This window comes from Vibrio mytili (assembly GCF_000830505.1).
Classification (GTDB): domain Bacteria; phylum Pseudomonadota; class Gammaproteobacteria; order Enterobacterales; family Vibrionaceae; genus Vibrio; species Vibrio mytili.
The window spans coordinates 11,948-27,738 of record NZ_JXOK01000005.1; the positions used below are offsets into that span (position 1 = coordinate 11,948).

A 15,791-nucleotide genomic window follows, 5' to 3' on the forward strand; every position below is an offset into this window, starting at 1 on the left:
TTAAATGACAATCATAAATGACATACTAACGTTAGATCTTAAAGAAGATATTAAAAACGTTATTGACCTTGAAGACCGTTCAGAGACAGAAATTCAACACGAAATCGAGTCATACATCGTTACCGAAGGTATTGGTCGACACCTCTATGAATTTACAAACCAATTCACCTCAAATATTAAAGAGACTGGTGTCTGGCTATCAGGTTTTTATGGTTCTGGTAAGTCATATTTCGGGAAGATGCTGGGTTATATAATAGATAACCAGATTATAAATGGCACCCCTGCACGTGAGCGTTTTATACCGCGTTTAAAAGGTGTAAGTGATGCAGGTCTTATTGAAAACGCCCTACGCAATCTTGACGCAATTAACAGCCGTGTAGTGTTCCTAGATGTTGCAAAGCAAAATACTGAACGTGGATTGGCGTTCACCTTGTTTGCAAATCTACTTAAAAACCTTGGTTTTCGTGATGATATTTACGGTTATATGGAGTTTGATCTGCTCCTAGATGGTAAATACGACGAGTTTAAATCTATTGTCCAAAAACTAGAGTCGAAGGATTGGGATGAGCTAAAGAAAAGTAATCGGCATGTCGCTAGAGTTATGCGAAAGGTCTTTTCAGAAATGGGCTACAGCGAGTCAGATTATGAAGATACCAAAAGCGTCTACAGTGCTTCGATAGAGGATTTTTCTTCCAGTAAATTTAAGACGGAACTGGAAAAATACCTTAAGTTTAATTCAGAAGAAACACTAGTCTTTGTTTTCGACGAGGCGAGTGAGGCTATTAGCCAAAAGAAATTTACACTTTTAGATTTAGAAGGGATTAGTGAATCGCTATCGAGTATTAGTAATAAAGTTTGGACTATAGCGATTGCTCAAGAAAAGCTCGACGACGTAATTAATAATGCTAACGTCAGTCGCAGTAGTTTGACCAAGGTTACCGATCGTTTTAAAACCAAGATTCACCTTGAGTCTACAGAAGTGGACGTAATCATTCGTAGCCGATTACTTCAAAAAACAGAACAGGCAAAACAAGATTTAGTTGCTTATTACCAAAAGAATGAAGGCCTAATCAGCGACGCCACCAACCTGAAATCATCGTTCCCTACGAAAACGGAAACAGCTGAAGATTTTGCGGTGTATTATCCTTTCCACAAATATCAATTCGATATTTTGCAAAAGTTCTTGTTTAGCTCAAACGCTTTAGTTGCTACCCAAATTGCAGCTCGAGGCATGATTATCACAACATTTGATGTGCTACGTAAGCAAATGCGTGACAAAGAGTTGTATAGCTTTACGCCAGGGTTCGCGATATGTGATGAAGCCCAAACCGCGCCGCCAGTTGGATTGGTCAACAAATACGATACAAGCCGAAAAATATTAAAGGAAAATGGCAGCAGCATTGACGGCGAGAAACTGCTCAAAACCATGCATCTATTAGCCGACTCTGAAGTAGTAGCGCCAACGGTTGAAAATATAACCAAAAGCTATATTACGGACATTACGTCTTACTATGAAGTAAAACCAGCAATTGAAGATGCGCTTAAGCTACTGCTTGAAGCTAAAGTACTACTACTATCAAACAACAACTACAAAATCACATCAGATCTTGAAGGCAAAATGCTCGAAGAAATGAAAGATTTTGATGTCGAACTTTTCAGCAAGAAGCGTGAGTTAATTAAGTATCTGAAGGACTACAAAACCTTTAACGCAGTTGCATCCTACAATGATGGCAGTGATGCATTCAAATTTAGCGTGCTGTCGGACCAAGACGATGAGTTAGCACCTGTAGGAAGCAAACACTTAAAGATCACAGCCTATAGCTTGTTCAATATCAGTGATGATCGTCAGGGTTTTATTGAACAACTGAAGCTTGATACTCAGTATCAGAAAGAGCTTATTACCTTGGTGCCAGATACTTCAGAGTTCTCCCAGATTGATAAATTGATAGGCGAAGTTATGCGCTACGCCTACATGGAGGAAAAATACTCGAATGAAAAAGATGCCGATAAGCGTCAAATTATTCGTGAATTTGAAGTTATACGAGAAGAGAAGCAACGAACTTTAAGAGGGCTAATTCAAGACGCATATCACAATGCATCCCTGATCTACATGTTCGACGAGCATCTGTTGAACGTTGATACATTTAAGGGAACCATTGCCGACAACCAGCGAAAAATGGTGAAAAACATTTACACCAAGCGTTTATCAAGTCAACTTTCTGATAGCCTGGTCTCGAAGATTTTCAGCACACATAAAGAAAGCCTGAATAAGTTATTTACCTCTAATGATTTTGCATTCTTCGACGGTCACGGCAACTTTACTGGCGAACACCTTAAAATTGTTGAAGAAATCAACGCTAAGATAAAGTCGCGCTATATGGATGGTAAATCTCTAGAAGCTGACTTGTCAGGTGCTCCATGGGGCTATAGCTACGGAACATTAGTAACGACTCTTGCAGTACTATTCCGTGCCGGTCGACTATCGGTTAAGTTTAACGGCGACACCTATTTTTCTCATGAGCAAAAAGCGGTCCACGATGCCTTTACGAATACCACCAAGTTTAAATCTGCGTCGTTCAAATCGATTACTGCAACGCTAACCGCTGTGCAGAAGAACCAGGCAGTACAACTACTGATGGAACTCGAAACACAGGATCATATCGGCAAAAAGGTAGATTGGAATACAAACGATTTTGACTTGGCTGACAGTATTCGTTTGATGGCTGAACATTTTATCAGTGCCATTACCAACCTGAGTGATACTGTTCAAAATTTTGAAGAACTATTTCCCAAAGTGGCGGGTTTAAAACAAGACTTGCAAGGTTTTGCGGGTAAAGTTACCGAGAGTAACTATATCGAAAAGGTTGAGTATCTACTTAATAACAGCGATACGTTCAGCAATTCGGTTCAAGCCATATTAAAAGCTCAGAAATTCATTAAAAAGAACTTTCCTAAAGTTAAAGAATTTAAGCGCTTTATTGACGATGTTCGAAGCGAGCTGATAAAAGCTGATCGCAGTGACAATAACATTGATGAAGCCTATGAAGAATTCGAGCGCTTATTCAAACTGGATATGGTGAAAAACTTTGCTAATCTCCAGCAACAAGTACAAGTTGTAAAAGATGCTTATTACAAGTTAGTTAAGACAGCATCTATAGGTATGAGTCACGAGTACAAGGTCCTGAGCGGTAAAATTGAGGCTGCTTTTCGTGAACTTAAGAACTACCCCGCGGCGCCGAACCGATTAAATCAGCAAAAGCTTGATGCCTTAAAAGCCTACGCAGAAAAACGAGTAGTTGGTGAACCAGTACTTGCGTTCAGCATTAGTTGCTCAAATAGTGGTTTTTCTCTCTCCGATATTTTGAATTACACAGCTCAAGCACCGCTAAAAGATAGCGAGCTGCTTATCGTGCAAAGTAGTTTTATAACAGAAGAGCCGCAGCCCGAGCCTGTACCGCAGCCTACACCTAATCGTGGTCCCTATGGTGGCGAGCCTGCACCGGACCAGACTCCAGTTCCAACACCAGCACCGAAACAACCCCGCAAAGTTGCGTTTAAAGTTTCTAGTAAGGTGATGACAGTTCAAGAGTATAAAACCCTGCTGACTACTCAGCTAACGGCGCTTGCTGCGGCCAAGCCCGATGAAGAAATCGAACTAACTATAGATATTAATAGCGAAGGACTGTAAGCCCATGAAATTAGCTGACCATGTAGACCATTTAAGAGAGCTGATTGAAGCCGCCTTCGATAAGCAATTTGCTAGACTGGGTTTTAGTAAGACCAAGCAAATGGACGCCACCCAGGTAGAAAAGCTACCAGAGGAAGTTAAAACCAAGCGCGAGCGCTTCGCCGTGATGCTGGAGAACCATATCGGTGAAACCGGTGGCTATGAAAGTGCCCGAGAAAAGCTACTGGATGAATTAACGTTTACGTTATTCAACCGCCTTGCCGCCATAAAGGTGATGGAGGCAGCCAGCTTATTTCCGCCCATCTTAACAAAGCAAAAAGAGCATGGTGATCGTTCATTTGGCCATAAAGCCTGGTTAGAAATGAATCCGCACATGCGTGATGAAGAGCTGGAAGGTATTCGCGAATATTTGAAATCAGCGTTTGATGAACTTGGTCAAACGTTGCCGTTGTATAGCAAAACTTACCCTTATGCGCTTTTACCTGATGCCATAAGCTTAAACGATATTATTGACGCCTTTAATGTGGTTGATACTGACGCGCAAGCTAACGAATCATCAGAAGAGACCATCTGGCAAAGTGATGATGTTCTCGGTTGGATGTACGAAAGCTACAATAACGCCAAGAAAAAGGCCCACAAAGACAGCGGTGATAAAACCGAATATAACAAGGTATCACTGCAATCACAGGTGTATACCCCGCGTTGGGTGGTACAATTCTTGGTCGAAAACTCTCTGGGTAAAATGTATCTCGAGATGTACCCGCACTCTGAGATAAAACAGCGCTATAAGATTGCCAATGTACCAACAACGCAAATACGATCACCGAAGTCTTTACATGAAGTGCGCACTATTGATCCAGCTTGCGGTTCGGGCAACTTTTTATTGTATGCCTTTGACTTCTATTACGAGCTTTATCTAGACCAAATCGAAAACTATGGTGCAGACTATGATGAAAAAGACATCCCTAAACTCATCATTGAAAATAACCTGCATGGCATAGACTTAGACGATCGTGCTATCCAGTTAGCACAGCTTGGCTTATTTATCAAAGCCAAGAAAAAGCGTCGTACAGTCGGCGAGTTGCATTTCAAAGTGGTATCCTCCGATTTCTATCTGCCTGAGTATGCAGAAGTAAAGCACATCTTCGAACAGGGCAATTTGGTGTCGGCTCAGCAACAAGAGTTTATAGAGAAGGTATGGGCTGATCTCATGCAAGCCTATAAGTTTGGCTCACTGATTCATATTGATAAAGAGTTAAGAGAACAGCTATCTCAAGTTAAAGAACGCGCGCTTGGTGAAACGTTTGATTCAACACAAAAGTTAAAAAAGAAAATTGTTGAAGGAGATCTCTTCGCAGCTGCAGACTATGCCGAGCAACAAGAATTCGCAGAAAATTTTTTTGCAAACTTATTTGCCGCGGTGGAGCAGTATGCTCGAACAGAACGCAATACTTTCTTAAGCGGAAAAACGCGAGATGCGATTACATTCTTAGAGCTGTTAACCACTGAATATGATGTGGCGACTGCTAATCCGCCATACACTGACGACAGAGATTTTGGTCCTGAACTAAAAAGTTACTTAGATGAAAACTATCAGTTTCCGTATAAGTTCAATACAAATCTATATGCCAGTTTCATAAAGCGTTCAGTTGAATTTGTAAGTGAGCGAGGCCTTGTGGCCATGGTTCACCCCCCTACATTCATGTATATAAAATCATTTTCAGATGCACGAAAGTTTATATTAGACAACACAAACATTAGCCTTTTTGTTGAATGGGGTTACTTGGGCATGTTCAATCCATCTGCCCGTGTTGATAGTGCCCTCTATGTTCTGGAAAAAGGACGAAATATAGAAACAGAAGCCTCTTTTATAAAGCTGAATCATCTATACGAAACAAAGCGTCTCGGGGCATTGTTTGAGGCTTTTGAAAAGTGTTGTGCAGGTGAAGAGCATGAACTGCTATATGCGACGAAACAATCTAAACTAAAAACGATTAAGAACTTTCCGTTTATATACTGGATTTCTGACGATTTTCGAGAAAAGTTCACACTTCCTTCGGTTTCTGACCACTTTGACGTTTGTAACGGAATATCGTCTGGTGGAAATAATGAGCGCTTTTATCGCTATTGGTGGGAAGTATCGAAAAACGAAATACTTAACTCTGAAAATATAGACACTTATAAATGGGCAACTATTAATAAAGGTGGTGATTATCAAAAGTGGTATGGAAATTTATGGCTAGTTTTCAAATGGGAAAAAGAAGGGCAAGAGCTAAAATCACTAAAGAAAAAATGCCCATCCATAAGATATTCGTATGACCATTATTATTTTAAGGAAGGATTGGCGTTTAGTGGCTCCACATCTAAAGGTTTATCCGTAAGGTACCAACCGCCTTATTGTATTTTCGAAAGATCTGGAAAATCCATATTCGGTAAGAACAGAGATGATTACTACTATCTTTTAGGTTTGTTAAATTCAAAGATTGTCTATTACATCTCAGACTGCCTCAATCCAACTGTAAGTATTCAGTCTGGCGACATTGAGCGAATACCTTTTCTTGATCCTGCCCCAAAATTAAAAACAGAAATCGAAAGACTTTCTAAAACTAACGTTGCAATCACGCAGAACCTTGCCTCACAAAGAATATATGAGCCCAATTTTTCTGGTGATTTAATTAAAAGTATTGGTACAGACATCAAACAGTCCTTTAAAGAGCTAATTAATGACAGTAACTACAAATCTACGCAATGCTTAATTAATGAAGCGATAATCAATGAGAGGATATATGAAGCGTATGCATTGACCGATCACGACAAAGCAATGGTAATTGCCAAGCAAGGAGAAAGTATCGGCGGCCTCCCAGTATTACAAGAGGCTAGAAGAGCCTTCTTAGCAGAAGACAATGTTTCAAAGACATTTCCCATTGAAAATATTCGTGAATTCATAGAAAGCCTCCCAACGACTCAATTCAGTGAAGAAGAGCAGGATAATATCGAGAAAGCATTATCTTCAATCTATCAAAGCAATAATGAATACGAAGCTTTCTGCACTAATCACCAAGTAAACCCAATTAACGTTTGGTACTGGTTTAAGAAGGGAAGCATTTCTCCTAAACAACATATGAAAACGATGGCTATGGAATTACTATCTAACATAGTCCGCGAAATACTGATGGAAGATGAAGATGGGATTATCCCCATAGTGCCCAATGCCGGTGAAAAGATACTACTAGACCGGATTGAAGAGAAGTTTCTAGAAAAGGACTTTAGCTTGGCTCAATACTCAAGCTTTGATTCAGTACTTGGCCGACCTATCAATGAATACTTGAATGCAAATTTTTTTGCTGACTTATCCAACCATCTGAATATGTTCCCCAACCTTCCAAAAACCCCATTCATCTGGCATCTAACCAGCGGTCCAGAGCAAGGCTTTGACTGCTATATCATCATTTATAAGTGGAGCCGCGATAACTTACTGCGCTTGCGCTCTGTATATATCGAAAACCGTGAACGCGCTTTGCAAAACTGCCAGAGCGATATTGCCGGTAATGAAAGCGCAGAAGCGCAAAACGAGAAAGAACGCATCTTTAAGCAATTGAAGGAAATCGACGCCTTTAAAAAGAAAATCGACGAGCTGTTAGCGGAAGGCTATAACCCGATTCTCGATGATGGTGTAGGCAAGAACATTGCGCCTTTACAGAAAAAGAAAATGCTGGCTTATGACGTGTTGAATGCGGGGCAGCTGAAAAAATACTTGAACGCCGATTGGTAAGGATGCCCGACTATGATTGATACCTGGTTTAAACAAGATTTAGCGCGCATCCTAGAGCAGCACCCTGTCGCCGTATTTATTGATGAAAGCGGTGAGGCGGAGTTTCTATTAAAGATCCTAAAACGAGATTGTGATGTGTATCGCACCAATGGAGAACTCGACGAGTTGGAAGCGAAATATCGCGTTGAAAAGGCCTTACAAGAGCATCCTAAATCTGAGCACAAGTACGTTATCTATACGCAACTCAGCAAAGAAGACTTAACCTTCGTACGCGAGTACTGCGAGACCAATGGTTGCATCGAAATTCGTTATTTGCAGAACTACATCAAAGATAAAGTTCACCGGACCTTAAACTTAAATATTAACTTGCCGAAAGACGAGTTGATCGCAGCTGCAAAAGTGAGTGTGGGTAAAGATCGTACCTATTGGATGGACTTAAGCCACAAAGGGGCCTCTGAAATCTTTGATTTAGACAAGGAACTGCTGCCCTTTGTTCATGATCCCGAAAACTATGTCACTGAAAAATACGACGCACAGTTACGTGAAACCTTTTACCGAAAGGTTAATGATCTGCTAGGCCAAGAATATATCGATAAACCTGCATCTACCCTTGCGTCTGAGGTTGTCTCTGCGATGTTAAAGGGCTTGGCGGATAATGACTGTGATAAGACGTTGTTATCAGTTTACAACAGTTGGCTTGATTCGGTGAGTTATCGCAATTCATTTGGCTCATACCTCACCAAACATAAGTTGGATTCAGCGTTTATTAACAGCAGTGCTATCTGGCAGGTCAATCCTGACCACCCATTTAGGCAGGTGGATGAAGCTTGGTTAAAGGAATTAGGCAATAAACTGGCTAATAAATCTTTGTCTAAAGTAGAGTCAGCACAACTAGTTGCTAGGCTGAAACAACGCCATCAAAGCAAACAGGCACAAGCGCTGGGCATTGTGTTTTGGAACGACATTATTACTTTGCTCGACTTTGATCCGAAGGATATGGCCTATTTAAGCAGCTTTGCTGAATGTGTTGAGTTTTACAAAAAACATTTCTGCCCGCTTGATACTGCCATACGTAATTTGTACACCGAATTTATGCAACAACGTGACAGCCTTGAGCCTCTCCAAGAGCTTTACAAAGAGTACGTTACGCTGTTTTTAGATAAGTGGTTCCAGTATTTCAGTCAGTACCGGGAAGATCAAACTGGCATTTTACAAGCCATTATTGACCGCGATATCCAAATTGATCACCCAGGAAAGAACAGCAAAATAGCCGTGATTGTAGGCGATGGCGTAGCTATGAGATTGCAGAGCAGGTTGCTATCAAGGTTAAGCAGCTTGGTAACCATAGTACACTTACTCGCCGTCATATTTTGGCTGATTGTCCATCCGAAACTGAAAACAACATGAGTCATATTTACATGGCAAATGGTGTGGTTGAGGCCGTACAAAATAAGCGAGAAAAGTATCTTTCAGCCCAAAATTCACACATTGATATCGATTACATTCGTCTTGATGAGGTAAGTGATAAGCCTCTATCGGGTCAGGTGCTAATTTGTACCTATAAAGATATTGATGACATGGGTGATAAGCTCAATCATAAGGCGCTGAAATACTTCCCAGAATCTATCGATTTTTTTGCTGAAAAGATTAATCAGTTGCTCAATATCGGCTACACCAAAGTGTATTTAATTACCGACCATGGTTTCGTGTTGACTGGCTTGCTAAGCGAAGCCGATAAGATAGTGGTTAAGCCTTCAGGGCAAAACTACATTGACGAGCGCTTTATCTGGACCAGTGACAAGCAAGAAAGTTTAATCCCTCAGTTTATTGAAGTCGCAAAGGCCTACAAAGATTACAACTTTCTTTACTTCGCCCGTAGCATGAACCCATTCAAAACCCCAGGCACCTATGGCTTTGCGCATGGTGGTTTAGCGCCTCAGGAGTTGGTGACTCCCTATTTTTGTTGGGAGCAAGAAAGTGATGTTATGGGAGAGCTGCCTGTAACCATTGCGAACAAGCATGACTTGGTCAGTGTAACTGGAGAGCTGTACCAGCTAAAACTGCGGGCTGAATCGGGTGAAGGAAATATGTTCACGCTTGACCGTAAAGTGATGTTGTTGTTCTTTGCTAACAAAAGCCAAGTGAACAAGAGCGATGTTATTACCGTGCAGAGTAATGGTCTCGTTACTAAAGAGTACACCTTTGATGGCCATGAAGAGTTAGAAGTGCAACTGGTAGACGCGATGACAAAACAGCAGCTTGATCGTGTTCTTATTAAAAAGAATAACGACCGCGACCTTGGCGGATTATTTTAAGGCCAGTTATGTTAAAGAATGCGATAGAGGAATAGACGATGGCCGTTTTGAACGATTTAGATCACAAGCTGTTAGAGCACTTTCGAGGCTATGTGGTAAAGAAAGATTTAGTGCGTATGGTAAAAGTTGGTGCCAACGTACCGGTATTTGTATTGGAGTATTTAATTGCTAATTCTTGCTCTACTGATGATGAAGAGAAAATTAAAGTAGGCATGGAAAACGTTAAGAAAATTCTTAGTGAGCACTACGTTAACCCAGAAGAAAGCTCTTTGATTCACTCTAAAATCAGAGAAAAAGGTCGATTTAAAATAATCGATAAAATATCTGTTAAGTTAGATTCGAAAAAGGATATCTATTGGGCTCAGCTTCAAAACAGCAACATTATCAATGGTAATATCCGTGATGGTCTTGTGAAAGAGCATGAGAAGATGCTGATGGGCGGTATCTGGGCCATTATTGACGTCGAATATGACCCCGACATAAGAATCGGTCAAAACATATATCCGTTTGTAGTGACAAATATAAAGCCTATTCAACTGTCGACTTTTGATAACAGTAAGATTATCCAGAAAAGGAATGAGTTTTCGAGAGATGAATGGCTGAATGTATTACTACGTAGCTGTGGATATGAGCCTGATGCTGAAGGGATGACAACCCGCGTAAAAATGCTGTTACTTGCACGTCTGCTGCCAATGGTCGAGAGTAATTTTAACTTTGTAGAGTTAGGTCCGCGGTCAACAGGTAAGTCGTTCGTTTTTAAAGAGCTTACACCTTATGCCGTACTTATATCTGGTGGGCAAGGGACAGTTGCCAAGCTCTTTGTTCACGGTTCTACTGGCAAAGTTGGTGCCGTTGGTCAATGGGATGCGATATGTTTTGATGAGGCAACGGACAAGATCTTCAAAGAAAAGGACGCTGTTCCTTTAATGAAGGACTATATGGAGTCTGGCTCGTTTTCGCGAGCTGGTGCAGGAGGTGAAATTACTGGTGTTGCTTCAATAATCTTAAACGGCAATATAAATCAACCAGTTGAGACGGTATTACAAACATCTCACTTATTTAGTCCTCTTTCTGATGAAGTGAATAACGATACTGCATTCCTTGATCGTATTCATTTTTATCTACCTGGGTGGGAAATGATCAAGTTTGCTCCTAAGCACTTCACATCTAATTTTGGTTTCAGTACAGACTACTTCTCAGAAGCATTGAAGTCGTTTCGTCGCGTTACATACACTGATGCTATCGAAAACTTTTTTCACTAGGTTCACACTTGAAACAACGTGATACCAAGCCCGTGAAAAAAACGGTATCGGGTCTGATTAAACTGCTTCACCCGAATGGTGAATACACCAAAGAAGATGTCCGTGAATACCTCGAGATAGCGCTTGAAATGCGACGTCGCGTGAAAGAACAGTTAAAGCGAATCGGTGGAATGGAGTTTTGGGATACGAATTTTTCTTACATAGATAAAGAAACGCAGGAAGAGCACTTTGTTGGCTTGCCTGAGGAAAAGGGATCTCACTTAATCGAAAATACGCCACTGCCGCCTGGTGTTTGTTACACCAGTACTAGTGATAGTGATAATGTCGCGCTCGTGCGTATTGAAGCTGTAACTACCTCGGGTTCTGGAAAACTCAATATTTCTGGTGTGAGTAACACCGGAGTAAAAGAAAATATCAAGAATACCTACCAGTATATTAAAGCTAATGAAAAAACAATTTTAAGTGAACAGCATTCGCTTAAAAATTACGATATCACTATCCAAGTAACCAATATGCTAGGGGCTTCAATATCAACGGGAATTGGCTCGGCGGTTTATATCGCAATCGTGTCTGCTCTGTACAAAAAGAACCTAAAGGCTGGCCTTGCAGTGTTGGGTAATATATCCGTTGGCGGTGCGATTGAAAGGTCAATTAACTTTGCTGACAAAATAACAATGTTGTCTGAGAATGGCGCGAAGACGGTTGTTGTTCCAATGGATAATCTAGTTGAGCTAACAAATGTACCACCAACAGTTCTTGGAAATACAGATGTTCCGTTTTATCAGAATAATCAGATGCTTATGCAAAAAAGCATACTACTTGACTGATTTTAAACATTGTAGGGGTAAGATAATTGACTATCGTTAATAGCAAAGAATTCATTCGAGAGGTAAAGCGCACACCTCAGAATTTCTACATTATTCACTATTCTTGCCAAAGCTTGAATGATGATAACGATGGCTTATCTCCTCGAATTACCTCGATTGCTGTACTGCATCTATCTACAGATCAGACAGTAAGTTTTTCTATTCATGCTATTGCTGAAGAACTTGGTATCAGTCGAGACGAAATCCATCAACGTCTCGATGATATTGAGCTTGCGTTACTAAGTAAATTCAATGAATTTGTCCGTGATCGTCGAGATAGATACTGGATTCACTGGAATATGCGTAATCTGACTTACGGTTTCGAACATTTAGAGCATCGATACCGAGTGCTTGGTAAAACCGATATGGCAGTAATTCCTGTTGAACGACGAATCAATCTCAATGATATTTTGTCTGACCGTTATGGCAGTGGTTATGTTGCAGATCCTCGCTTAAAGTCATTGATGAATTTGAATGGTGGTATCCATAGGCACTTTTTAACTGGTGCGGAAGAAGTAGAAGCGTTCAAGAGCAATGAGTTCATCAAAATGCACAACTCTACGCTGTGTAAGACCGGTTTTTATAAGAAAGTAATCGATAAGCTAGCTCAGGGAAAACTTAAAACGAACGCAAAGGGCATGGGCGTTCTTATTGATAGGCTTTTTGAAAGCCGGTTGGCTAAGACAATTGCATTGGCTAGTGCATTAATTTCGGTACCCATCTCTGTTTATCAAGGCTTTATTTGGCTAACAACATGACGGGCAGCGTTTTATGGTCAGAGAGGATTGCTCATGCCAAAACTAAAAGGTTCTGAGATTAGAACGATAGATAAAATTTTCGAAATGACAGATGGCTACCTGTTAGATTTTTCAGATAGGACAATGGCTGAGTATTTTGAAGATGAGTTGAGCATTGATATTACCCAAGAGAAGTACCAGATTAATGGGGGCTCAAAGGCTAAACGTTTAAGATCTTTTATTGAGCTAGAGGATGGTTACTTGGTTGGCCAAGTACTCAGAAAACTTTGGCAGTATAAATGTGATTACAAACCCGAAGACCCGCAGGAAAAGGCAAAACTGTTTGAAATTTTAGCTAAAATTGAAACAGGTGTTAGTGCTTCAGTGTTAGCAACGCTTTCAACCAAAGCCGAAGTTTTGAATATGGATACGGTATCTAGGGACCTTGATAGAGCCCTGGAAAGCGCCTTTCGTGATCCGGAAAGTGCAGTCACATCGGCTTGTTCTACGTTAGAGAGTGTGTGCCGTTCGATCATAATTGAACTTGGCTTTGAACTTCCTAAGAAGAAAGATATTAAGGGATTGTTTGACTCAGTAAAGCGACCACTAGGGTTGTCTCCTGGTGAAATTAATGTAAATCCAGAAATTGCTGATGACGTAAGAAAGGTCCTATCTGGATTGGCAACCATTGTTGAAGGTATCGGAGCTCTGCGAACACATGGTGGTGATGCTCATGGTCGAGAGCGGGGTTACACCCGACTAGATGCCCGTATAGCCAAGTTAGCTATTCACTCAGCAAGTACCGCAGCGTTATTTCTAATTGAAACATGGCAACTAAAGTATCCATCAAAAGACCTCGTAAAACATTGATAGCAGGCTGTTAGCCTCTTGGTGGCCTGAAAATGACATGGCAGTTTGATGCAAGATTCTTGAAGCTATCGAACTAAACAACTCTGTTTGAACCTTCACACTATCGTGTCGGAGGTTCACTATGTTCAAAAACCTATTTTTTCAAACCAAAGCACTACCAGAGCTTTCATCGCAACCGGATGCGGAAATTCCACGCTACCCGCCATTCCTTAAGGGGTTGCCAGCTGCGTCACCCGAGGATTTGCAGTCCACACAAGACGAGCTAATTGCCAAACTGCGCCAGGTACTTGGCTTTAACCTGCGTGATTTTCAAAGGCTGATTCAGCCCTGCATTGATCATCTGGCTGCTTATGTTCATTTGTTGCCAGCTTCTGAGCATCATCATCACAGTGGCGCTGGTGGTTTATTACGTCATTCGTTGGAAGTTGCTTTCTGGGCTGCACAAGCTGCTGAAGGGATCATCTTTGTTGCCAGTGGCACACCGGTTGAGAAAAAAGAGCTAGAGCCAAGGTGGCGTGTTGCAGCGGCTCTTGGCGGTTTGTTCCATGATATTGGTAAGCCAGTTTCAGACTTGTCCATCACAGACGAAGATGGACGCTATCAGTGGAACCCTTTTTTAGAAACCTTATCCCAGTGGACCACAAATAACAGCATTGAACGCTATTTCATTCGCTGGCGCGACGGACGGTGCAAGCGGCACGAGCAATTTTCAATTCTGGTTTTAAACCGGGTGATGACACCTGAGCTGCTCGCCTGGTTAACCCAGCCGGGCCCTGAGATTTTGCAAGCCATGCTGGAGGCAATTGGCAATACCGATCCCGAGCATGTTCTTTCTAGATTGGTCATTGAAGCCGACCAAACCAGTGTCCAGCGAGACCTGAAAGCTCAACGAATTTCCGTTGACGACAATGCCCTTGGTGTCCCTGTCGAACGCTATCTGCTTGATGCTATGAGGCGATTGCTTGCCAGTTCCCAGTGGTTAGTCAATCAGCGAGACGCCAGAGTCTGGGTACGAAAATCGAATCAGTCAACCCATCTTTACCTGGTTTGGAAAAGCGCGGCTAAAGACATCATTGATCTATTGGCCAAAGACAAGATACCTGGCATCCCAAGAGATCCCGATACCCTTGCGGACATCCTCATTGAGCGAGGATTGGCCACTAAATCCGTCTCAAATGAGCGATATGAAAGCCTTGCCCCAGAAGTGCTGATCAAAGACGGCAAGCCAATCTGGCTACCCATGCTGCATATATCTGAGGCCGATTTATTGTTCAGCTCGAATGTACCAAGTAGCGTGAGACTGTTTAGCAAATCTGAGTGGGAAGCAACACAGCAAACACAAGCAGAACCTCAGAGTCGTTCCAGTGAGCATCCAGACTTGCCTGAAGCGTCATCATCAATCGAACATAGCAATTCGGCTAAGTCGCCATCGACAAAACCGTCCGAACAAGATGATGAACTTCGTCTTGCTAGTGATGTTAATAACCCCCAGGCAACTGAAAATGCTCCAGGTGATGAATGCGAAAAGCCTAACGATTCAAACGATGCTGCAATCGCGAATAACGCAAACCAGCACGATGCAGATTCATTGAATCTCCCTGAATCATTGGCGTGGCTCCCAGGGGCCAGCAGCGCGTTGGTTGTGGTTGGTGAACAGATACTGATCCGCTATCCCGATGCCGTAAGACATTGGTGTGCTCCTCGAAAACTGCTTGCTGAACTCAGTCAATTAGATTGGCTTGAACTAGATCCTGCAAACCCGACACGTAAGGCCAGAACTGTGACTACGAATGATGGCGTTCAGGAGCAAGGATTACTGCTGAAAGTATCGATTTCTAAAGGGCTTACTGTACTGATAGACCTTTCTAAACAAGACGAAGAACCGGCGGCAGCAATTCAGAACGAAGAGGCTTCACAGCGTACGAGTCGAACTAAGACAACCAATGCCCAAGCAAAAGAGCCTGCCACAAGAGCGGAGCGTAAGCAAAAGCCGATTGTGGCCAATGCGAACTCAAGTACAGACCCCAAACACGCGCAGCGGCAACAGATGGTTAGTTTTGTGAAAGATTTGCCCATCTTACTGACCGATGGCGATTACCCAGACGTGGATCATAGTGCCGATGGTATTCGCGTCACGATTCAAACCTTACGCCAAGTCGCCAATGCACATGGCATTCCAGCCGGACAGCTGCTTCGGGGGATCTCGGCCAGTGACCAATGCCAGTTTGATGAGGGGGAAACGGTTCTGTTTACCGCTCATGCTAAACGTTAATCCATTTGA

The 15,791-nt window shown here is 42.0% G+C and carries 5 protein-coding genes and 2 pseudogenes; all 7 read left to right on the top strand.

Annotation, left to right across the window (positions count from 1 at the left end; translation table 11 throughout):
- Positions 1 to 4 precede the first annotated feature (4 nt).
- The 7 genes and pseudogenes from brxC to mobH all read left to right on the top strand — a co-directional run bounded on the left by brxC (position 5) and on the right by mobH (position 15,782).
- Positions 5 to 3,688, top strand: coding sequence for a BREX system P-loop protein BrxC (gene brxC / locus SU60_RS02235; protein WP_041154134.1), 3,684 nt, complete (start codon positions 5 to 7; stop codon positions 3,686 to 3,688).
- A gap of 4 nt (positions 3,689 to 3,692) precedes the next feature.
- A complete protein-coding gene (pglX, locus tag SU60_RS02240; RefSeq protein WP_041154135.1) occupies positions 3,693 to 7,460 on the top strand; it encodes a BREX-1 system adenine-specific DNA-methyltransferase PglX in 3,768 nt (1,255 codons plus the stop codon).
- A gap of 12 nt (positions 7,461 to 7,472) precedes the next feature.
- Positions 7,473 to 9,775: pseudogene (locus SU60_RS02245) on the top strand (PglZ domain-containing protein).
- 38 nt (positions 9,776 to 9,813) lie between these two features.
- Positions 9,814 to 11,864 (top strand): annotated as a pseudogene (gene brxL / locus SU60_RS02250) (protease Lon-related BREX system protein BrxL).
- A 26-nt stretch (positions 11,865 to 11,890) separates the two neighbouring features.
- Positions 11,891 to 12,661: a hypothetical protein gene (locus SU60_RS02255; protein WP_041154136.1), complete on the top strand. Its 771-nt coding sequence runs from the start codon at positions 11,891 to 11,893 to the stop codon at positions 12,659 to 12,661.
- Positions 12,662 to 12,694: 33 nt separating this feature from the next.
- Positions 12,695 to 13,510: an abortive infection family protein gene (locus SU60_RS02260; RefSeq protein WP_041154137.1), complete on the top strand. Its 816-nt coding sequence runs from the start codon at positions 12,695 to 12,697 to the stop codon at positions 13,508 to 13,510.
- 121 nt (positions 13,511 to 13,631) lie between these two features.
- A complete protein-coding gene (gene mobH, locus SU60_RS02265) occupies positions 13,632 to 15,782 on the top strand; it encodes a MobH family relaxase (protein ID WP_041154138.1) in 2,151 nt (716 codons plus the stop codon).
- Positions 15,783 to 15,791 lie beyond the last annotated feature (9 nt).